At 57.4% G+C, this 21,665-nt stretch carries 15 protein-coding genes and 1 pseudogene; 1 reads left to right on the top strand and 15 read right to left on the bottom strand.

Annotated features, from left to right (window positions below):
- Positions 1 to 5: 5 nt before the first annotated feature.
- The 10 genes from AC1DS5_RS07700 to AC1DS5_RS07655 all read right to left on the bottom strand — a co-directional run bounded on the left by AC1DS5_RS07700 (position 6) and on the right by AC1DS5_RS07655 (position 17,124).
- The gene (locus AC1DS5_RS07700) at positions 6 to 1,223 is read right to left on the bottom strand and encodes a hypothetical protein (protein ID WP_477717661.1); all 1,218 of its coding nucleotides are present in this window, start codon (positions 1,221 to 1,223) and stop codon (positions 6 to 8) included.
- Positions 1,224 to 1,588: 365 nt separating this feature from the next.
- A complete protein-coding gene (gene brxL, locus AC1DS5_RS07695; protein ID WP_477717660.1) occupies positions 1,589 to 3,649 on the bottom strand; it encodes a protease Lon-related BREX system protein BrxL in 2,061 nt (686 codons plus the stop codon).
- Positions 3,650 to 3,657: 8 nt separating this feature from the next.
- Entirely contained in the window at positions 3,658 to 6,264 is a 2,607-nt protein-coding gene (pglZ, locus tag AC1DS5_RS07690) for a BREX-1 system phosphatase PglZ type A (protein WP_477717659.1), read from the bottom strand.
- A gap of 135 nt (positions 6,265 to 6,399) precedes the next feature.
- A complete protein-coding gene (pglX, locus tag AC1DS5_RS07685; protein WP_477717658.1) occupies positions 6,400 to 9,990 on the bottom strand; it encodes a BREX-1 system adenine-specific DNA-methyltransferase PglX in 3,591 nt (1,196 codons plus the stop codon).
- A 99-nt stretch (positions 9,991 to 10,089) separates the two neighbouring features.
- Positions 10,090 to 10,560, bottom strand: coding sequence for an RES family NAD+ phosphorylase (locus AC1DS5_RS07680; protein ID WP_477717657.1), 471 nt, complete (start codon positions 10,558 to 10,560; stop codon positions 10,090 to 10,092).
- Complete coding sequence (locus AC1DS5_RS07675) at positions 10,557 to 11,054, bottom strand: antitoxin Xre/MbcA/ParS toxin-binding domain-containing protein (protein ID WP_477717783.1); 498 nt, start codon at positions 11,052 to 11,054, stop codon at positions 10,557 to 10,559. The genes AC1DS5_RS07680 and AC1DS5_RS07675 overlap by 4 nt, the downstream gene beginning before the upstream one ends.
- 163 nt (positions 11,055 to 11,217) lie before the next feature.
- Positions 11,218 to 14,829, bottom strand: coding sequence for a BREX system P-loop protein BrxC (gene brxC, locus AC1DS5_RS07670; RefSeq protein WP_477717656.1), 3,612 nt, complete (start codon positions 14,827 to 14,829; stop codon positions 11,218 to 11,220).
- A 54-nt stretch (positions 14,830 to 14,883) separates the two neighbouring features.
- Positions 14,884 to 15,465, bottom strand: coding sequence for a DUF1788 domain-containing protein (locus AC1DS5_RS07665; protein ID WP_477717655.1), 582 nt, complete (start codon positions 15,463 to 15,465; stop codon positions 14,884 to 14,886).
- Positions 15,462 to 16,034 carry a DUF1819 family protein gene (locus AC1DS5_RS07660; protein WP_477717782.1) on the bottom strand — a complete coding sequence of 191 codons (573 nt, stop codon included), beginning with the start codon at positions 16,032 to 16,034 and terminating at the stop codon, positions 15,462 to 15,464. Before AC1DS5_RS07660 ends, AC1DS5_RS07665 begins: the two co-directional genes overlap by 4 nt.
- Before the next feature lie 388 nt (positions 16,035 to 16,422).
- Positions 16,423 to 17,124, bottom strand: a complete 702-nt coding sequence (locus AC1DS5_RS07655) for an SOS response-associated peptidase (protein ID WP_477717654.1) — start codon at positions 17,122 to 17,124, stop codon at positions 16,423 to 16,425.
- A gap of 503 nt (positions 17,125 to 17,627) precedes the next feature.
- Here AC1DS5_RS07655 and AC1DS5_RS07650 point away from each other — a divergent pair.
- A pseudogene (locus AC1DS5_RS07650) lies at positions 17,628 to 17,735 on the top strand (arsenate reductase/protein-tyrosine-phosphatase family protein); the annotation flags it as partial.
- 49 nt (positions 17,736 to 17,784) lie between these two features.
- Here the strand turns inward: AC1DS5_RS07650 and AC1DS5_RS07645 are convergent.
- The 5 genes from AC1DS5_RS07645 to AC1DS5_RS07625 form a co-directional block, all read right to left on the bottom strand.
- The gene (locus AC1DS5_RS07645) at positions 17,785 to 18,000 is read right to left on the bottom strand and encodes an AbrB/MazE/SpoVT family DNA-binding domain-containing protein (protein WP_477717653.1); all 216 of its coding nucleotides are present in this window, start codon (positions 17,998 to 18,000) and stop codon (positions 17,785 to 17,787) included.
- 406 nt (positions 18,001 to 18,406) lie between these two features.
- Complete coding sequence (locus AC1DS5_RS07640) at positions 18,407 to 19,231, bottom strand: TniQ family protein (RefSeq protein WP_477717652.1); 825 nt, start codon at positions 19,229 to 19,231, stop codon at positions 18,407 to 18,409.
- Positions 19,224 to 20,198: a TniQ family protein gene (locus AC1DS5_RS07635; RefSeq protein ID WP_477717651.1), complete on the bottom strand. Its 975-nt coding sequence runs from the start codon at positions 20,196 to 20,198 to the stop codon at positions 19,224 to 19,226. The genes AC1DS5_RS07640 and AC1DS5_RS07635 overlap by 8 nt, the downstream gene beginning before the upstream one ends.
- The gene (locus AC1DS5_RS07630) at positions 20,191 to 21,150 is read right to left on the bottom strand and encodes a TniB family NTP-binding protein (RefSeq protein ID WP_477717650.1); all 960 of its coding nucleotides are present in this window, start codon (positions 21,148 to 21,150) and stop codon (positions 20,191 to 20,193) included. Before AC1DS5_RS07630 ends, AC1DS5_RS07635 begins: the two co-directional genes overlap by 8 nt.
- Before the next feature lie 182 nt (positions 21,151 to 21,332).
- Positions 21,333 to 21,638: a hypothetical protein gene (locus AC1DS5_RS07625; RefSeq protein ID WP_477717649.1), complete on the bottom strand. Its 306-nt coding sequence runs from the start codon at positions 21,636 to 21,638 to the stop codon at positions 21,333 to 21,335.
- Between the last annotated feature and the right edge of the window lie 27 nt (positions 21,639 to 21,665).

Below are 21,665 nucleotides of genomic sequence, written 5' to 3'. Positions count from 1 at the left end.
GACCGCTAGTTGTCCGGTTGAATCCTTATAAAGATCGCGTCGGCCAGTTTCCGCGCTTCGAGATCCTGAACAGGGCTCAAAGGCGGCAACCCGAGCCCTTCATTGCCATCGGCATAGAGTGCGCCACCGAAGTCATCGTCGTACTGTTGGCCATCTTGTGGTCCACCATCGTGATAAGCGCGCATGGTAGATTTCGTTAGATCGGTCCCAAGCATCTTCGCGAGGTGCTGCCACATCCAGGCCTCGCCGGGATCAGTATTCATTGCCTTTTCGGCAAGCTCCCGGATCGCGCCGACATCGCCTGTTTCAGCCAGCTTCCTGAGTGCCAACTCGTCACCGTCCTGGGCCAGCGTTCTGATCGCATCCAATGAGCCCTGCTCCCCCGCTACTCGCAACCACCTGAGCCTTGATTCGTCGTCGTTCAGGGAGGTGGCAACTTTGACCATCCGCGTGACATCAATGGGCCCCGTTCCCCGCTCGGCCAATGCGTAAAACTCGGGATCATCGAATACCTCGGCGAATTCGGCCGCGGCCTGACGAACCCCTCCCGTCGCCGCTTGGCGCAGGTGGTGCTTGTACTTCTCGAATCGCGGCTTTTTCTGCAGGTACGCATCAACCCAGTCCTGCTCGACTTTGTTGAGAATGCGACCCTTGAGCGATTCTTCATACAAGTAGCTACTGGGCCGTCCGCAGCGGTAAAGCGCCGCAATTGCGAAGTGGGCCTCCGCATTGTTCGCTGCCGCCGCATGCTCAAGACCCTCCATCAATACACTGGATGTCAGGAACGCGCTTGCCTTCTTCTCGCCGCTGATTGCCACCGCCCCCGGGTCTTGATGGTCGTTAAGATCGTTCTCCCAATCCTCGTCGTCGTCATCACCGTCCTCTAAACGCACTTGGGCGGTCAGCGCTGCAAGCAGATCGCGCAATCTGATGAACGAGACCTGCCTTGCCCCAGCATAGTCGGTGAGGGATTTAGCGATCGCAGCGCTGATTGCTTGGGGGTACCCAAGTTGCATAACTCGACCGATTAGCTCGGTCGATGCGCTGGGCGGAAAAGCTACAACGCCGGCGTCTGTCAGCAGGGCATCGACACTGAATGCTGCGAAAGACTTAAACCCAAACGCGGCTGCCAGTAGCTCGTAGACGTGGGCTCGCCTGACGGTGCTGCCAGTGCTGGCCTGAATATACTGCTGGGCGGAGTACGCAAGTTCTTTGATTGCCATGAGAAACCTTTCTTAAATGCCGCGTCTATTTCGGGTCAGGCGCACACGTTTAAGTCCCCGACGACGAGGCTCAAAGAGAGGTTTGTAATGACAGAAGGATCAAGGCCTTTTTTTACTCGTGTGCAAGTAGGGTGGGCACCTGTTGGGATTCTAGCTGGCAAACTGTTCGCTAGGCGACCTGCCTCGACTGGATACGGCCGGCGACAACGAATGGGAAAGCGGTCGACTGATTTCCTAAGGTGCCTTGCGCCCAAGGGTGGCACGGTTACGTTAAGCGCTACCCGCTTCCATTGGCGCAGCCGATCTGGAAGTTCGGCGGAGGCGACCGCGGTGCCTACGGCAGCCGAAGCCGAATCATGGCAATACTATTCGACCCCAAGCGCCTTGAAGACTGCGTCCACCGGGTCGGAGTAAAACCCTGTCTGGAACTTCGCAAACAACTCCCCTGGTACCGACGGGATGTCTGTCACGCTCGACATGGGTAACAAGATCCGTTTGGCTCCAGCATCGAACGCGACTTGCATGGACTCGGCAAGGTTGCGTACCTGAACGATGGTTCCACCCAGGCTCATGTCGCCCATCACCGCCAACTGCGACTGGACAGGCTTGCCCAGCGCGGCGGAACACAAGGCTATGAAACTGGCCAGCGTCAGTGCCTGCGGAGCGCCACTGTTTTGCAATTCAACCAAGTGGGTATGGAAATCGCGCTCACCCGGCCTAATCGATGCGCTCACGCGTGATGCGTTGGCCTTGAAATAGTCGAACGCCACCCGCACCGCCTCACGCGGAGCCGCGCCCGATACATTGACCTTCCCGGCGCCCGGGATGGTCTGGATTTCTAGCCGATAAATACCGGGCATTTCGGCCGATCCCATGCTGATGGTGTGCAGCGAGCCAGGCTGCAGGCGGCCCTCCGGCACCAAAGCGCCGCCCGACTGTTCCGGAACCGTTACGAAGCGTTCGACACTGTCTGCGAGGTCGATGTAGCTAAAGTGAACGTCGTAGAACTCCATGCCACCGATCTTCTTGAGCTGTTCCTTGACCCTGCGGCGCGTCTCCAGCGCGTATTCCAGGCACTTGCGCACCGACTCCTTTGTGTATTCGCCGTTGGGGCAAACCAGCTTGAGCAAGCCGGAGGTCGTCCGGCGCACCGCGATGGTGTCGCGCTGATTCAGGTTGTTGCCCAGCTTGAACCACTTGTCGATGGCGTCGGCGAAGCTGTACTTGCGCATCTCGCGCAGGTATTCGGCCAGGTAGTCGACGATCAAACCGTACTGATTGGTGAAGAACTCGGGCCGCATCTTTGGGATTTCCCAACCCGGCACGTAGGCGTGGAAACGATCAAAAAATGCGGAATCAATCATCGCTTCAGGGAACGGAGCGAGCAGGTGCGATGTCTTCACCAGCGACTCCACACTTTGATTGATGTTGCCCACGAACACCATCGCTGCGTTTGCATTGATGGACTCACGACCCCGGCTGAAAGAGCCCGAGGCCATGTAGTCCTTCATGATCTGCACGCCGTCGTGGTCCTTGAAGTTGATGCCAGCCACCTCGTCAAATGCCACCACATCCCACAACCCGACCAGTCCAACCTTGCGTGCGCCCATGTTGTAAAACAGGTTCGCCACCGTGGTTTGCCCACCCGACACCAGAATGCTGTTCGGGCTGATTTCCTTGTAGATGTGGCTTTTGCCCGTGCCGCGCGGGCCCAGCTCGCAGAAGTTGTAGTTGTTCTCGACCAGCGGGACCATGCGCGCCAGCAGGTGCCATTTGACCCTCTCCTTGAAGCAGCTGGGCTCCATACCGGTTGAGCGGATCAGGACGTCGATCCACTGTTCGTCGGTGAAAGCCTTGCGTGCTGTGAACAGCTCTTGCATGTCCATATTGGGCATCTGGATCGGCTTGAGCTCGGTCACCGAAAAAGGTGATCCCTTCTGATCTTCTTCAAACTGATATTTCAGCGTGACAATGCACCAGATCCCGCCCACCAACAGCTTCTCGAACTGGCGCACATAGGTGTCTGACACTTCGGCGTTCTTCACCCCCAGGTTCGACAGCAGCGCTTCGTACACGTCCCGCTTTTCGTTGAGCTTCACGGTCACCTTGTCGATCACCTTGTAGGTGCCGCTCTCGCGGATTTTGGATTTGACCTTTTCGGCCTCATCAGGGCGCACGTAATTCTCGGCCAGGATGCGCTTGACGCCCTGCATTCCGTTCTGGATGGTGGCGTCATCATTGCTCGCGCAATACATGCCTAGCAGGTACTCCAGCACATAGACCGGAACGTTGGCCCCTTCCTTGATCAGCTTGGTCAGATCCTTGCGCACCACCTTGCCGCCAAAGTGGGTGTTGAGCAAGTCGTCCAGGCTGATGTCGGCCAGAGACTCGGTCTGGGTGTCAGGGGTTGTCAGGGCTTGCGTCATGTTCAGTCTCAAAAATCGTTGCCAAAAGCCAGGTTCACCTTGATTGGCAGGCGCAGCACTTCTACCTTAGTGACGGCATCGCGCATGATCAGGTCATAACGCTTGTGCGGGTCATGCGCGCCGGCCAGAACGGTCAGGAACACCGAACGCTTGCGTTCGTCCAGCAACTGCGAGGTGCTGTCAAAGGTCAACGACTGCTCGTTGCTGATCGGCTTGTCACCATCGCGCAGCGACACCACCACCGAGCGCGGCAACACCCGCTCCGACACCGCATCGGTCTGGATGAACTCAAAACGCTGGGTGCTGGTCACCACTTTGTTCGAAGCCCCTAGCAGGCTGATGCTGACAAACCGGGTTTTGGCGTGGTCGGCCTCGCTCTCGCGCACGGTGATGAGGGGCACCACAATCTCCTGCGGCATCGCGCTGCCGTGCACAAAGCGCGCGCCGCCCGCAAAGTGGAAGCGGCTCGCGCCCTTGGGTACCCAGAAGTCGACGCTGCCCTCCGGCGTGGTGCCCGCCGTTGTGGCCGTGTTGCCCGACCAGGCTTTCGGGGTTGCCCCCAGGTCCCGGCCGATCAGGTAGCGTTTCTTCGCCTTCAATGTTCCGGCGGGCTTGTCGTCCAGGGTGGATTTATCAGACTCGTCTAGTGCCGATTCCTGGTACATAAAGCCGTGGTCCGCCGTCACCAGCACGGTCGAGCCATTGAGCCCATTGATGATGAAGCCCAGCACCTGAGACAACTCCTGCACCGTTTGCGCCGCGGCCTCAAAGGTCTTGGTTTCGGAAGCCTGTTTGTCACCGATCATGTCGATGCGATCGTGGTAAATGTAGACCAAACGTTGGTCGCGCACCAGCTCCCGGCCCTTGTCCTTGCCCAGGGCCATCAGGTCTTCCGCCTTGATTGCGAGGCCGCCAAAGGGCTTGAGGTGTTCGCTGCGCTGGTCCAACGTGGCCACCGCGTGGCCGTCGGCAAACACATCCAGATTCGCGTTATCTTTGTATGCCAGCGTCTGGTGCGGCAGCAGCGCGGCCATGCCAAGCGCGGTGTAGCTGGGTAGCACGCCCAGCATGCTGCCCAAGGAGGCCTTGAACCGACTCTTGCTGTTGGTGTGCTGCACCAGTTCGTGGGCGACTTCGAACCTGAAAGCGTCGGAGATCACGACAAACACCCGCTTGACGCCGCCTTCATACAGCGGCAGCACCTCACGCGCGAAAAACTCTTGCTGCGGGGTCACCTCGGGCAGGGTCCAGCGCTTCAGCAAACCCTGCGGACCCTCCACTACCTTGGCCCAAGCCGTGCTCAGCTGTGGGATAAACCAGCCAGAATACACCCCCTCAATCGTCTCGCGCAACTCGTGGAGCACAGCCCAGCCCATGGGCTCAACTGCATCTGCCGCAGTGTGAAAGTGCCGGTAAAGCTGGTCGAAACGGAACAGAGCATCGCGATACTGGGCAAACGCGGCGCCTGCATCCGTAAAGCTGAAGCCAGCCGCATGCTCGGCTTTCAAGCTAAAAAAATCGGCGGCAGCGGTCAGCGCATCGTAACAAGCGGCCAGAGCCCGGGTGCGCTCGTTTGCACTGGCGAGCAAGGGGTTGGCCCAATGTCCGTCACGGCGGCGGGCAATCAGGGCACGCACCACGTCCATGTTCGCGCCGGCGCCAGCAACGATGCGCTGCTTCAAGTCTTGCACCACCCGCAGTTCAATGTCTTCAAAGGTCATGCACTCGACCAGTTGCTCTGCAGACTGGCCCGACAGCAGACTGACCAAGTCGACATCATTGGCGACCGCTTGCGCCAGCGCGTTGTAACTACCGAAGTGTGCGAGGTCAGACCGCCAGCGTGCCACAAAGACGGACGCGTTCGCCGCCAGCGTGCGGTCGGGCAGAACGAAATGCGCCAGCTGACGCGGAGAATCCCCGTCAAGGCCCCTGCAAAAGTCCGTCACCAGAATGCGCAGCAACAGATCGCGCAAGCTTGGGTTGGCGTCGTCGTAGCCCACCTGCGACTGAACTAGTTCCCAGAAGGCTGGCATCAGGTCGTTGGCGGCTATCTCTTGCCACGCCTTGGGCTGGGCTGCCAGATCAGCGTCACCGTCCACCACCAGGCCCGCATACAGGCGCTGCAGCATGGCAAACAGTTCGGGCTGGTCTGCCCGGGTCAAGACTGCAAGCATTTTGCGGTCCAAATCCAGCGCACTGTCACCCGGCAATACCAAGCGTTTCAGGCGGTCCACCCGGTCTTTGGCGCGCAAAAATTTGGCCCGCTCTTTCAGGTGACTTCGCAGCGCTTGCATACTCAAGCCCAAGTCCTCCAGCAGGATGGAGGTGGAATCGGCGCGAAACGCCTTGCTACGCAGCCGCACATCCAGCAGCCAGTCTTTGGTGGGTTCCGGCTCGGGTTGGGTGCTGTAGAGCAGCCAGCTTTGGCCGGGGTTGTGCTCAATGTCGAGCTTCACCCGCAGCGCGGGGATATCGTCCAGGCGCACCAGCTGCACGCCGACTAGCTGCAGGCCATCGACGGTCGACGCGAACTCGGCCTCCACGTCGTGCCAGAACACCACGGCATGGCTGGAAAACAAAGTGGCCAGGCTGGCAGAAATTCGCTGATTGCTCATATTTGATATTTAGAGTGCCTACCGTTAAACGCCGTAACTGGCTCCTTCTCTGTGTCATCAATCATGGCTCTACAACCAATGATGTCGAGAAATATGCTCAGGCGCTCATCGTAGGCGACCGGTAGCTTGACCTTATTAATCATCGCTCGCGCCACCCGTGACCGCCTTCACCTCAGCCAGCAGATCGCCAAACTTGCCATAGTTCACCTTCACCCCGTCATCCAGATCAAGCTTGATGCGCATATCGGCGTGGTGGCGGAGTTGTTCGTCGTAGGCTAGCAGCTCGACGTGTTTCTTTTTGAGCTTGTCGACTTCTTTGGCCAGCTTGTTGCGGGCGGCGGTGCTGGACGCTGCGTCGGCGTCTTTTTGCAGCATGTCGATGCGGGACTGAATTTTGCCGGTGAGGGGCACGACGTGTTCGGCGCGCAGGCGGGCGAGTGTACCCTCGTGGTAGCGGTGCAGATAGACCAGAGCCTGGAAGGCGCCTTGTTTGCCGCTGCTGAAGAGCCAGTAGATGGGGCGCTTTTTGTAGGTCTGTAGGTGGTCTTTGAAGAACTTGTCGGCGATGTAGCGGCGGACGGTCTCGTCTGGGGTTTCGGTGGCCTCTTTGGCCGATTTCTTGCCCAGGCTCTCGGCCAACCAGGTCATGTTTTCCTCCAGCGTCTCTGCCCCCCACACAGCGCGCAGGAATTCGCGGATGCGGCTTGGCGCGTCGTCGGCAAACCAGAGTTCGTCGGTGACGGGGACGATGCCGTCGGCATCTGCGGGGAAGGTGGCGTAGCGGTCCGGCTCGAAGCCGACATTGCCCGCGTGGGCATAGATCAGGCCAGGCTCGTCGAGGCTATAGCGGCCCATCATGCAGCCGATGGCGTAGGAGATCAGACGCTGGCAGTCTCTTTCCTCATCTGGCCTCAAAAATGTAATTTGGCTCGAAGGAACGCGTCCGAAAGCGTCTTCAGGCAATCCATACTGCCGGCAGATTTGCGAATAAAGCTGAGACTCAAGAGATTCCAACTCGGATACTCTTGAGCGAAGAGCCCCCCCCCAGTTTGACCATGAGTCTTTCAGGTCATTCCGACAGTGATCGCCACGAATAAAGGGATAACCTGGAAAATCCCAAGATCTTTCTGAAGTGCATGAGTCCTCAATTGACAACTCTACGCATTGCCGCACTACTGAAATAAATGTCGAATTTTCCAACTCCTTCAAACGTGGAAGTCCAAGGAAGTAGCCACCCGAGAAATGAAGAGTTGGATTAATCGCAGGAATTATTTTTTGAATCAATGGGCTATTTAAATAACCTAATGCAGCAATCTTCGATGACTCATTGTCAAAAAAAGCACTGTGACCTACGGTATCAAAAACGAAACCAGATGGATAGAGCCGAAAGGAAGTGTGGGATGAAGTGACATCAGACCAACTCAATGAATCTTTGAAATAGTAGTCTTCGTTTCGAATGACTGACTTAGGGATGAAAGCTTTTATTTCTGCTCCAGATTTTTTCCAAGCGACGACGTAGTCCAAGTTTCCGTAATATTTTCGAAACTCTCCACCCTTGTTGTAGGGTGCCCAGTTCGCAGCAGTTCGCTCAAACTCGGCGGAAGATTTACATCCAAATGCAATTCTGTCGAAATTTACTTCGTGCCAAAAGCGGATGAATTTCGATGTATCGCCAGTTGAGAGACCCTGTCGCGCTTCGCAAGCGGAGTTGATGAGAGGTGACTGATCGAGAATTGAATAGATTTCTTTACCAAGCCAATAGGCTATAGGGTTGCCAGTGATTTTTTTGAAATTGCTCACCTTGGACGTAAAGAACCATCCGCACTTCGGATCTGCAATCGCCTCCAAGGTCTTTTGTCGTTGAACATCCTGGCCTGGAAAGTCGGCTAGGCGTACGAAAGATGCGGAGTACGAGTCAATGGCCGATCCCAAGAGACTGAAAATGCATAAAGGGACTCGCACGTCACCGGATGCGTTGTACTCGAACTGAATCAATGATGAAATTGTTGATTGGTTCAATATTTTTGACCGCAACTGCTCATGAGAGGAGATGAACATCCACACCATGGGGGTCATGAATCCCAAAGATCCAGATTGCCTAGTAAATATTGAATTCCGGTCGATGAAGGCGGCGAATAAATCTCCGTCCAAACCAGGATATGAATCCCTCAGGTATTGCTTCAAGGACTCGGCCATGTATTTGCGACCGATATAAGGCGGATTCGCCACCACCGCATCAAACTGCATCGCGAGCACCTGCGCCTGCTGCACCAACGGCAGCAGATCATCCGCAGCGGCAGTCGCATACATATCCCCGCTCTGTTGCGCCAAGGCCAGCACCTCCGGCAACACCGCCAGATGCGTCTTGAGCGCATAGGGAATCTGGATCAGCGAACCAAAGGTTTTGGCGTGCTCAAAGGTGTCCACCAGCGCGGTGACGATGGCGCGCTGCACCTTGAACGGGGCCAGGTGGGTGGCAAGCTCGTCCACGCTCAGGCCTTTGCTCTCTTGCAGGCTCAGCACATTGAGCTTGGGCGGCTGCAGGTTGCCAGTGTCGTCCGTGGCGGTAAACAGGCGGCGGTCATCGGCGCGGGCTTTCATTAGCAGGGCAAAACCGGCCATTTGGGCGGCGCGGTCGTCAATGTCCAACCCAAAAAGGTTCTTTTCCAGAATCAGGCGCGGGATGTCCCTGACTCTGTAGCCTCGCTCCAAATAGATGGCCTTGAGCACGTCATAGGCCACCACCAGGATGTGGCCGCTGCCACAGGCGGGGTCCAGTACGGTGATGGATTCGGGGTTGAGCGCATCGCCGTCCTCCCGCATGCGGGTCTGGATGAGCGCATCGAGCTGGGCTTGCGCCTCGGGCGTTTGCTCTGCGGGGGTGATGTAGTACGGCCACAGTTGGGCCAGGGCGCTTTCGGGGTTGGCCATGAGCCACAGGCGGCCCACACTGTTTTGCACCAGGTATTGCACGATCCAGTTGGGTGTGAAGAGCTGGGTGGCGGCGGGGATGTCTTCGCTTTTGACGACCTTGCCAATGACCTTGTCCTTCTTCTCGGAGATGTAGAACTGGTACAGCCAGCCGATGATTTCGACCTCGGCCCAGTCTTCTTCCGGTATCTCTTCCACCAGCTTGGCAATGACGGAGTCGCTGCGCAGCAGGTTGTCGGGCAGCAGCAGCTCGGAGTCGTCGTCAATGCGCTCGAACAAAAAGGGCATGGCGCGGGACAAGGCGTTGCATTGGGCCACCAGCAGCATGCGGTACAACTCGCCATCGCGGTTGCCCGCCAGTTTCAAGTCAAGCAACTTGGGCGCGTTCAGGCCGGGCAGGCTGCCGCTTTGGGCCAGGTCGGCGGCGTGGGTCAGGAGGTCGGGCATCGTGCCTTCCGCGCTGGACAGCGCCCGGTGGCCGTGGCCCAGGTAGTCGTGCAGTTCCATGTAGCGCAGGGCGGCAACGCGGTTGAACCAGGTGTAAGCCACGGCTTCCATGGTGTGGGCAAAGCCGTCTTTCTGGATGCGGGCGATGAGCTGGTTGCGCTGCGCATCCACCTTTGCGGGCCAGGCTTGACCGGCGATCACCGTCACATCGCCCTGGGTCTGGCTGGGAGCGACTTCGAGCTTGCCACCTTTTTCAGACAGGCCTAGCAGGTGGGCGCGAGCGGTGACTGCGGCGATGAAGTCATTGCGGGCTTGCGGAGCGTAAGACTTGAGTTTGGCTTTGTTCATGTATGAAATGTGGTTCTAGCCCATATACAACGAGCACAAGCAGCTATGTATTTAGTAGCAAACAAGATGGGACTGGGTAAGCATCTAAAAGCCAGGCGCTTACCTGAAGACAGCGCCGTAGGTGACCGCCCGAACGTTTTTGGCTGAAAGCCGGTCAGCCAGCGGGTGTGCCGGGTTGATTAACGCCACCAGCTCTTCCGGAACGATGACGGAGGGAACGCACAGGATCAGACTGTCTTTATTTGTCAGCCACTTGGCCCCGACCTCCACGCTCGTCAGTCCTGCAGGGATAGCCGCCCAGCCCACCGGGAGTTGGTCAGCTGTAATTTCCTGGCGTTGGGCCCACAAGTTGTCAGGCACCTCGATGGCGACCAAAAACTTGTTCAAAGGCAAACCCATGGCATTGACATGCGCAGCCGTCTCCAACATGGCCAAAGCCACAGTCGGCGCGGCATAAACCACGACCTGGCCTGGTCCATTCCAGCGCCCCGGGTACTTTGCGGCCCCCTTGCCGCTCAGATCAACAGCTGCAAACTCGCGGGTTTCAGTGGCAATGCGCCAGAGCCTCACAGATAGGCTCCACTCTCCATCGCGCCCAGCAATTGGTGAACCATCTGCGTGCCGGTTTCGGTATCCAGAAGGTCAGATGGGCGCAGGCCATTGAGCGCCGGCTGGGGTTGTTCGAGCCACTGGCCAAGCCAATGCGCGGTATCAAAACCCTCTGCTTGGTCACTGGTGCTGTTGTCCACAATGCGCTGCGCCTGGGCGAGCAGCTTGACCATCTTGATGGTGGCCAGCCCTTCACGGCCCGTCAGAGGCGCCTTGGATTTGATTTTGCTGGCCAGTGTGGACCGCGGAAACTTGAAAATCTCCCCCATACGAGCCGAAGACAACCCCATCTCATCACGCAGATCGTTGAATAGCCGGGCAGGAACGCCTTGCCTCTCAAGCTCCACCAGCGAAAGCGGAGAGGCACGGGAGACGGAGTCTGTAAAAACTCGGATCGCCCCCTTACCCGGGCGATAAACCAAGGCAGACGGAATTGATTTTCCTGCGCTGCCCACCTTCAAAACCTTTACGGTCCTGCCTTGTGGTTCGCGTCGGGTTGCGGTGTGAGTCCTGGGGGTTGTACTTGACACAGTGCGAACTCCTGAGAAGTCGTCTTAAACTGGACCAATAGTAGTCCATTTTTGGACACTTAACCATCTTCGCTTGGACAAGGCCCTACTATTGCACCCGCGCCATTTGTCCAGAGTGAATGGCGGCCAGCAGCTCGGCCCTGAGTTTGGCCACAAAGGCGTCCACGTCAGCTTCAGTTTCAAGATAGGTCTTGCTGGAGAGTTCTGCGGCGCGGACGACGCGGGTGGTTTTTGCAACCGGCGTGGGCACATTAGGCGTCTGCACGGGATTCGCGGTGACACCCGGTGCCGCTACTCGGTGCGAGAGCTTTGCCATCGCCTCTTCGATGAGGGCGATCGCCTCGTCCATCGCGTCGCCGCCCTGCCCTTGCAGGTACAGGATCTGGGCAATGCTGGTCTGGCTGGCAATGCGGGTCTTGAGGTCTTGCAGTGGGCGCAGGGCTTTATTGCTCAACTCGGGCGTGGCACCCACGGCGTCGAGCTTGGCTTGCACCTCGGCAATCTTGGCGTCGATGGACAGCAGGGCTTTTTCGCGACGGGCCTGGGCGAGCTGCTCGTTGACGGCAGTGACAGCCGCCACAAGTGGTTCAATGCGATTGATCTGCCCGTAGGGCTTGGGATTGTCGCGGATCTGGGTCAGCTCGGCGAGCGCAGCGGCGGCTTGCGGCACCTTGTCGAGGGCTTCACGGTTGTCAGCGAAAGCCCGCAAGCCATCGAGCAGTTTGCGCCAAGCGGTGATTTGGGTTTTGTAAAAGTTGACCAGGTCGTGGATGTCGTCCGCAGTATCCAGCCAGACTTCTTTGGCGTCCAGCAGCACCTCGACGAATGCAAAGCTGTCGCGAACCGCGAGTTGCTGGGAAATCCGGGTCAGCGCGGTATCGATGTCGGCCCTACCCGGGTGATGGGGCGTGGCGGCGGTATGGGCGTAGCTCTTGAGGTCAGCTTGCCATTCAGTGAATTGGTCGCGGAAGTCGGCCACCAGGCTGTCTTCCTCTTCGCGGCCGAGCTTGCTGAACAGGTCCTTGTAAAGCTCGCGGGCGCGTCTGATGGCGCCGGCGTCTGCCGTTTTTCGCTTGAGGATGGAGACCTGCTTGAACCGGACGGACTTGGTCAGAGGCTCTGCGGCCGATTGGGGATCAAGGTCAGAGCCTTCCAGCATGAGTTTGATCTCGCCAGCCATGAACAGACGAGCGATGAGCAACACGGTTTCCCACTCAGGCTTCCAGCCCCAAGGAATGCCGGCAAAACGGTCCACCACATCAGACAACAGCACCCGATTTTGGCTGGCGGCCAGCTGCAGGTAGTCGCGCATCTCTTTGATGGCGAGCGCATTGCCTGCATCACCGTCTAGCCCCAGCGCGTGCTGGCCTAGGTCATCAGCGCTAAGCACGGCCTTGATCTCGGCGATGGGGTCGGCCTGACGTACCTTGAGGTAAGGCAACTTACTGTAGGTATTGGTAATGAGGTAGTTCAGCAGCGCCTCAAGCACCGTCGCGGGATTGCCGGCCTTGAACTCTACCGGCTGGCCCAGGGCGTAAAAGTCGCCCGTGGTCATGAGATCTGAGAGCTGATGCACCAAGCGCATCCGGCGTTCGCGGTTTTCGTCTTTTCGGTCAGCCAGGATTCGCTTGAGCGACGGGGTCGCATGGTCGGCCTTTGGACTGACAATGTATTTTTCGATTTGCAGGTAGAGCGCCAGTTCGATGTCGAGGCGTTCACCCTCGGCCAGACGGACGATGGCGCGCCCTGCGCCCTCGCTGCTGCGCAGAATGCACTTGGCGGGCTGGAGCTTGTCGTACTCATCACCCAGCGGGGTCAGCACTTCAAAGCTCAGGGCATGGCTGGCCTGACGCCAAGGAGCGCCATCGAGCAGGCGGTTGAACTCGTAGTCGGCTTTGGTGCCCTGGTGGCGTACCTTGGCTTGGTTGCCCAGTATTTCCTCAAAAATAAGCTCGGCGAGAAGGCGAGACTTGTCAGATGCGGAGACATCAACGTGGCCGATTTCGCGGGCGACATCGCGCTCTTCGTTGGTCAGGAAGAACCACAGGTCACCATTGCGGCTGACCAGGCGCTGCTGCTCTAGCCGGGCCAGACTCTCCTGAATATTGCGCTTGAGGGCGAGCTTGTCGGCGTCGATTTGGTCAATGCAAAGGGTGGCCAGGTTGTCGACATTCGGCTTGACGATGTCGGGGATGTACCGGATGAGGAACATCGCTTTGAGGAGCAAGCTGTCATAAGGCTGGAGCGCGGGGTTGAGCGGAGCTTCGTCAATGGAGCGTTTGGCCACCCCGTCAATGAAGCTCTCGATCGACGGGTAAAAGTCGTACAGCGGGACCAGCACAGCGGTGCTGTGGTCGGCATTGCGCGTAGCGGCAGACTGGAAGGCATCGAGCAGCGAACGCTCTCCCCGCGAGAGGTGTTTGCCAGTGGCGCCCACCTTGCGGATGGACTCAAAAATCTTCTGTAGCAGTGTGAACTGGTAGGGGGCAAACGGGTAGCAGGCGACGAACTCGGCAGCATCCTTGTAACCACGCAGGCTGACCGAATTGCCGGCAAACCCGAGCTGATTGTTGATGACATCGCTCTTGCCCGCAAAGTCATCACGCAGGAGGACATGAGCAGCCTCTGTTTTAGCGAGCAGGCGCTCGCCAATGACTTCATCGGTGTTGCTGCTGGCCAGCGACATCCGGGTGTGAAAGCGGCCCTGAATCTTGGAGAAGTCTTGCGACCTGGCCTTGTTGGCTTCGCCGATTGCTGCGTCGATGTCTTCCTGGCTGGTGACGATGACCCAGGCGCGGCCCTTGCACTGGGTGCCCAGTTGCTCGGTGATGGTCTGCAGGCTGAGCATGAGCTGGGCGTTGGCCCCGATGAACTGGCCCACCTCATCGACCAGAAAGATGACCTTGTGGTTTGCCGAGCGGGTGGCAAGGTAGTCATTGACCACCTTGGCAAAGCCTTCAATGTTGACGCGGAAGTCGTCGCGGGCACGGTCAAACCATTGGCTGGCGGACTCGGGCGTCATCTTCAGGACTTGCGCAAGCGCCGTAACCACGTCGTCACGCAGGAAATCAACCGCGTCACGCTCTTTTTCCCAGGTGCTGCCGTTGGACGCGGCAAAGGCCGACTTGAAGGCGTCGTAGGCGCCCTTGGCGACGAGGTGGCGCTCCATGTCGGCAATGTGGGGTGAGTCGCCTGAGTAACCCAGCTTTTCATTGAAGACCCGCAGGAAGACTTGCAGGATGGCATCGCGATCGGACTTGCTGTCGGCTTTGGCGTCGATGTTGAACAGAATGACATCGGCCGTGCCCTGCACCGCACGCTGGATGTCGGCGAGCAGCATGGCGTCTTTGATTTTCTGATGGTCAAAGAACTGGCCTGCACTGCGCTTTTCCCCAGTCTGGGGATTGCTGGCCTCGATGTTTTCCAGCAGGTAGGACAGGATCTTGATGAAATGGGACTTGCCCGAGCCGAAAAATCCCGAGACCCAGACGCCCATGCGATCGGTGATGGCGGCGTCATGCGGGCGGTCAGTGGCGGCCAGGTAGGCGTCAAAGAAGCGTCGCAGGTAGTCGCTGATCTGCTTGGTGACAACGTATTCTTCCAGCTCTTGCCAGACGCTGGCGGCGTCCATTTGGTCCGCTTTGATGACGCCATTGATGGGGCGGTCGATTGGCTTGAGAAATAGGTCTCTGATTTTCATGTTCTTATTTATCCCTGATTAACTGGAGATTGCGACTCGTGCTGGACGCCAAGTTTATTCGGGCACCAGTCGGAAGGCCCGGTAATAGTGGTCTTCCGCCAACGTATTGAACAAGCGCAGGGAATGCCCGTCGTAGCGGCCCGGAAAGAACATCAGCAGCGGCGTGTTGCCCATGATGGGGTGCAGGGCCGAAAGCAAGGTGTGGGTTCTGAGCATGGGATAGACACTACCCACGCCGGAAATAATCATGAGGTCGAGACCGGGAATGTCGAATTGGGTGGCGATCTTCTGGGCGAGCTTGTCCTCTTTGAGCACGGAGCGTAGCGCGGCGAGTGTGCTGTCGTCGCCCTTGCTTTGCTGCATTTCGATTGCCTTGTCGAGCAACTTGCGTTCTTCCAGCAGCCCTGTTACCAATTGGAGCAGATCGACTGTGCCGGCGTTAATTGATGGTTGGCGCTTGACGAGCGCAGGCAAAAGGATGCCCGAAATAAAGTCACGCACCGCCATTTCGTGGTCGGGGGGGTAGTCGAAGATCCAGAACCCGATTTCGTTCCCTAAGCCCTTGCTGTCGAGAAAATCCCGCGAGGTCACTCGCGGTAGGATTTGATTCAGTCGTTCATCAAAACTCAGCGTCATTTGGCGCGCTCCAGGCAGTCGAGTACATAGGTTTCACGGTGGGCGTTCAGGTAGCGCCTGACGTCGGGATGCAGGGATTTAGGCGTCAGTTTCATCGAACGGGCACTTTCGAGGTACTTGGCCTCGACCAGGATGCGAACAATCACCTGAAGTAGTTTGGCCCGGGTAGAGTCCGACCAACCTGCTACCTGCGGGTCCTGGTGTGCACACTCAACCAGAAACTCATGCCAGTCGCCGGGGGCCAACGAGGGCTCAAGGCGGCGTTGCCGGTTGGTATACACGTTGCGGATAAAGTCACCCAGCAGCCGGCTGTGCTTGACCGTTGCGGCCAGCAGCAGCTGGATGACCACCTCGTGCTCTCGCTCGGCGAGCATGGTCCACGCTTGGGGATCGAGCGTGGTGAGCCTTTTGCGGATCAGCGTTGCCTGCCGGCGGGCAGTGGCGGGGGTGTTTTTCTGCAGGATATTGTCAACTTCGATGGCGTGCCGCCATGCCGCCTCATCCGGAGATTCCAAAAGCAGCAATGCGATGCGCTTGCTCTCAAGCGGAAGCAGTGATCCGGCGGAAATTTCTGCGTTGTACAGGGGAATACCTATGAAGGGTTTATCGCCGCCAAGCTTACCAGCAGCCCGGAATCAGCATTGCGGCTACCTCCAACTGGCTGTCACTGCCGATGCGGATGTGATCAGGGGTGCCGAGGCTTGACTGACCACGCATCAGCGGCCGGCGGTCCACGATTGCCTTGATTTATTAACTATCGGGGTGGCCAACGATTTGTCGGCACCCCTGGTCACACTCGGGTCGGTGCCGACATATAGGTGAAGGAATTCGACATGACGGTCAGCCGATCACATCTCTATATTTCGCTAGGGCTCAATATGCTACAAGGCACTATCTCACCGCTCTGGCCATTGCATCTGGAAGCCAAGGCAAAAAATTAGCCTCGGTTACATAAGCTCAAAACAGATCCGGCGTCTCAGGCGGAGGCGGACGAGCCGTCCTCACACTACTACTCTTTGGCACTCTGGGTGGCAATGGCGCCGCAAAAGCGTCCAGTGGTCCTTGCCATTGCTTGAAGTACTTCGGAGCGTCTGCCACCGGACATGAAAGCCAGTCACCATAGTCCTTTGGATCCAGGATCACCACCATCCGCTTCTCGTCTTCTGGCTTGTGAAAGCATTGCATGACGGGGTGACCGTCCGCGTTCACGGTCAGCATGGCAAACGTGAATTGCTCAAGGCCGTTAGGATGACGCCACTTCCGATAGATGCCGGCAATGCCCATGGGCATTTCACCCGGTTGCTGAATGAGCCAGCGGACGGCCTTGCCTGATTCCCAATTTGGTTCGTAGAACGACTCAGCCGGGATGATGCAACGCCAACCGTTTTTCCAAGACTCCCTGAAGCTGGGTAACTTGGCGACAGTCTCGGAACGGGCGTTGTAGGTTTTGCGTCCTGCAGCGAGTTCAGCGAAGTGAGGGAGGAGGCCAAAGATTCCATCCTCGATGATCTTGTTGCCTGAGCCGACTTCGGCCAGACGTATGAACGGTGCCAACCCAAGCGGCCAAATATCCACTGGAGGCTCGTCTCTTGCACGTTCAACGCCAAAGAAAGTCAGCAGTCGATCCGACCGGGTGACAGGGCGGTAGTTCGAACACATGCCTCAATATAGCGTGAGGCGACCCCTAAAAGCCATCCTGCTTCACTGCCCATTGCTGCGCAGTAGTCTCAACGATCCACCGAGCATTCGCCATGGTGTCAGCCTCCGAGTGCCGTTTCACTGCAGCAGGAAAAGGCCAGGGAGAAACCTTGCGTAGACGCGGGGGAGGAGAAGAGGGCATTGCCGGACGCTGCGGGATCTGAGGTGAAGGTTGCTGCATGGCTCTGTTTCCTTTTTCCTGCGATTGCCAACAATCTTACTGGACAAGCTGTGGATTTATACAGTGTATTTGAGTCATGGACGAGATGACCCCGAGCCAGTGGATTGCCAAGTGTGGGGAGAAGCTGCATGAGCGTTGGCACACGGTTGAGACAGCTCAACTTGAAGAGGTTGCTGTGGCGATATGGCAGGACGCGAAGCTTCGTTCCATGCCACCGGAAGAGGCTGCTGCAGTGTGGCTAAGACCGGTCGTGCCTGGTGCTGGCTAAAGTGCGGCTGTCCCAATGAAAACCTACTCAGTCCTTTTCGTCTGCATGGGCAACATCTGCCGAAGCCCCACGGCTCATGGTGTATTGCGGCAAAAGCTCATCGAGCATGGCCTAAGTTCCCAGCCCCTGCCCGTTATGGATAGCTGCATGGTGCCCAAAGCGCTCCTCAGCGCTAAGGACGCATATCCTCGATGCGAACCTTCTTCCTGTTAGGGGCCTTTAGCATTCCTTTCATGTCCAGTATCGACTTGGTCTTAGCACGCACGATGATTCTTCCGTCTGGCAGAACATGCCACTTCAACTTGGTCCCAGGCTGCGCGCGTATGGCATCACGAATAAGCTTTGGCACAGTAGTTTGACCTTTGGCAGTGATAGTTGATTCGGACATCTGAGTTCCTTACTGAGCACTTTTTGGTAAGAGTACAACAGCGCTAAAAAATTGTCGATTTGGGCAGCCACCCGGAGAAGGTGACCCCGCTTTGAGCTTGTGATCAAGATTGAGTCCGGGCTCCGACACGCCACCTCCCCCTCTCATCTGATGATAGACAGCGTAACGCCCCCTGAGTATTCTGAGATTCTCATACTAGGAGCGGAGCACCATGAAGAGCAACAGTTGCAAAGCAACTTGCCGTTCGCTGTTACTTTGTGGATTGGTAATTCTCACCAGTTCTGACCTTATCGCCGAGCCCATACGGGTTGCCAGCTGGAACTTGGGCTGGCATGTCGCCCAAGCCGAAGTACCCAATTGGATCATCCAGTGCGGCAAAAGCTACCTCCGCAAAACTGAGGCGGACTCATCGGATACAGGTCTCATTTGCGACGGCCCTGATCGGACTTTTTTCGCTATATGCAGCCTTACGTCGAACGGCCTCTGCGGAGGTCAGTAGAAAGTGGTCGTGGGGCAGCAGCCCTTGTTTTTCAATTCGTCGAATCGCGCCAAGGGAAAACGACCCATGAGTGAAATCCAGCTTGACTTCGCGAAGGTAGAGAGCCGCAAGCAGTGCTCGACCATTTTTTAGCAAAAGGGCCTCCCAAGGTGCGAGTACAAGGAAATCGAGGGTGCCGTTGGTGCTGGTATGGGCCACGCACAACTTCCCCGCACAGCGCAAGCAGCGGTTCAACATGCCCACGCCCGCGCGGTCCGGGCCGCCACTGATCATGTCCGCAGGCAATAGCACTGGTGAAGCGCAATGCGGACAAGCATCCTCAAGAAGGCAGTAATGTTCTGGACACCAACGCCAGGCCTTGAAGCGCCAATGCAGGGGAAGATGTTTTTCCCTCTGCTCATATAGACACGACGGGCAAAAGCGGTAACGCGGAGCCCCTTCATGAGAGTAGAGATACTTAGCACCCTTGCGATCCAAGCTTGCAACCCCGAGAAACATCTTCCGGATGAGATGAAAGTCCTTATGCGGCAGGCCGCAAAGTCCCGCGATGCGCCGTATATTCCCCCGTACGAAGGCAATATCTGTATCACCTTTGAGGGGCAGCTCAAAGTACATAAGGAGCTCTCTCAACGAAATTCCTTGGCGTAACGCCAGCCGGCTTAGCCATGAGCTTGGTGACTCTGCCATCTGTAGCGCCGGAATGCCAACCAACTCTTTCTTGTATTTAGACATGGGACCACCCGAAGTCGATTTGGCTAAATTCGGGCATCCGCCCCATCATGCGACCAGTGAGTACCTCGCCGTACAGAGCACTGACCAGGTAGCGCGCGACCTGGCGCTCACTCTCATTGACGGATTGATGGGCAATCTGCTCGATCAGCGTTCTACTGACCAAAGGTTCGAGCCCCTGCCAAGCGGTGGTGCCGTCAATGGCTACTGCGCGAAGCCGGCCTACCCCCCTGGTAGCGACTTGCGCCCAGTAAGCAGTCCGAGCTGTCCGTCTGGTGATCCAGCTTGGACAAGGTTCAAAGGGCCTGGCCCGACTACCAAACGCGTGGACAATGCCGAGAAGGCCACCCAACCCTAATCCACCGAGCCAAGGGGGGAGCTGACATGCAGCCAGAGCGCTGTGCTTGTCAGTGGTTTCGGACCAGTTTTCGAGCAACGAGGACAGCGCAAGCGCATCCGGCAATTCTGGGGAAATTGGCTGATTTTTTCGTTCAAAAGGCCGGCCGCACTGGCACAAGTCGATTGCCGGGCGGTCCCAGCGTAATACGGACTTGCAGTAAGAACAGGCGTCGATCAACGGACAGCTGTGGCGAGTGCATGCAGTCACCAAGGTCATTTCCCAACCAAGCCGGCATAGACCATCGAGGTGAACACAGTGAGGGCAGATCTGTGGCTCCCGAAGCCGAAGCTGGTTTCGAAATAGAAACACCTCGCCCGCCTGGCTATAACACCGCCTCCCGTTAGACCGCCGCTCGCCTGCCAAGGCATTGGCAAGCCAGCCGGTGGAACACCCCAAGATCCAGGCTAGTTCCGGGGCGTAGCGGGCATCCAGCGGCTTGCCATAGCCGATGCCCGCATTACGTCTAAGCCAATGGAGATTCAAGCCATTCTGGCGCACCGCGCGCAAGCAGTAGCCGGAGCCGGATTCGCGCTCGAGCGGATCGGCACGGATAGGAAGTTGTTCATGCATAGGGGTTGGGGGACGCGCAGTCAAAGCCTTGTATGGACGTGAATCCCTTGGCGAGCGAATGCACGTCCAAGCTAGACAGCCCTGCGTTGGCGGCCACCAACGCGCCTTCCGTCAGAAGGCGTTTTATGCGCCGCTGGCTTCCACCGGTGGCAACATGCAGCCGCGCGCCTTCCTTTGGATCTTCTATAAGGCTAAGGTCAAAAGTCTGACATTGCTTCCTGAATGCTCTGAGGAAACCCATCCACTCTTTGTCAGCCGCAAAGTACCGCAGCTGATGGCGGGCTGAGATGCGATCGCCCAGATGTGAATCCACGGAATCCAGTCGATCAAGCGCATCCGTGCCAGCAAGAACCAGCCCAACCTTGCAGTCATCCATCAGGTCACGCAAAAAAAGTGTGGCACTTGGTTCGGAATCAGCGCCGAATCGAAGGCGCTGGTTCAGCAGCCGATGCGCCTCATCGATAAATATCAGGCGCGTTCCTTTCTCCCGTATCAAGTCCTGGACGAGGTAGCTTCTCGCATACACGGTCCCATTGGAGCCAGACCTGAATGGGTATTTATATGCGCGCAGCAGAGCGCCGACGATCTGCCCGGCCGTAGGACGGTCCCCAACGCGAATGCCAACAGCACCGAAGCCAGGACTGAACAGGGTCGACCGCGGGAGGCTATCCCGGAACCACCGAAAAAGCGCGGACTTTCCGCTTCCAGTCGGTCCAATCAATCGCAGCCCGTGAGCCATGGTGACTTCAGGCGCCAACTGAAATACCCTGTCAAGTAGTGCGAGTCCCCCCGAAAACTGAAGATGGTTCACATAAATGCGATCGATGGGAAGTGCCACTTTCAAGGCGTTCTTTGAGTACAGCTGCAAGCGTCGGGTCACAAGCTGAGCCTCGTCGGCTTCGATCTCGTCAAAGCTGACTGTTTGTTCGATAGGTGGTTGTTCGTTGTCCATTTTTTGCAATCAGGTTGAGCGCCGTTGAAAAGCGCCATGTTGATACTCAAGGTGATTCACCGGCGGGACATTTCGAAGGTCTCGAAATTCGGAATGTCCTCACAGGAAATACTCAATTCCTCACGCGCAAGAACCGTCTCTGCCGCCCTGGGCAAAGTGACGGTCCCCGACGCGGGACTGAACTAGGTCGACCGCAGCAAGCTATCCCGGAACCGCCGAAAAAGCGCAGACTTTCCGCTTCCAGTCGGGCCAATCAAACGAATCCCGTGAGCCATGGTGACTTCTGGCGCCACCTGGCATAGCCTGTTAAGTAATGCGAGCCCATCCGAAAACCGGTGGTGGTTCACATAAACGCGATCGATGGGAAGTGCCACTTGCAAGGCGTGCTTTGAGTACAGCTTCAAGCGTCGGGTCACAAGTTGTGCCTCTTCGGTTTCGATCTCGTCAAAGCTGACTGTTTTTTCGATAGGTGGTTGTTCTTTGTCCATTTTCTGCAATCAGGTTGAGCGCCGTTG

The sequence above is a fragment of the Polaromonas sp. P4_H1 genome (genome assembly GCF_056400945.1).
This window is presented reverse-complemented; position numbering and strand designations above follow the sequence as displayed.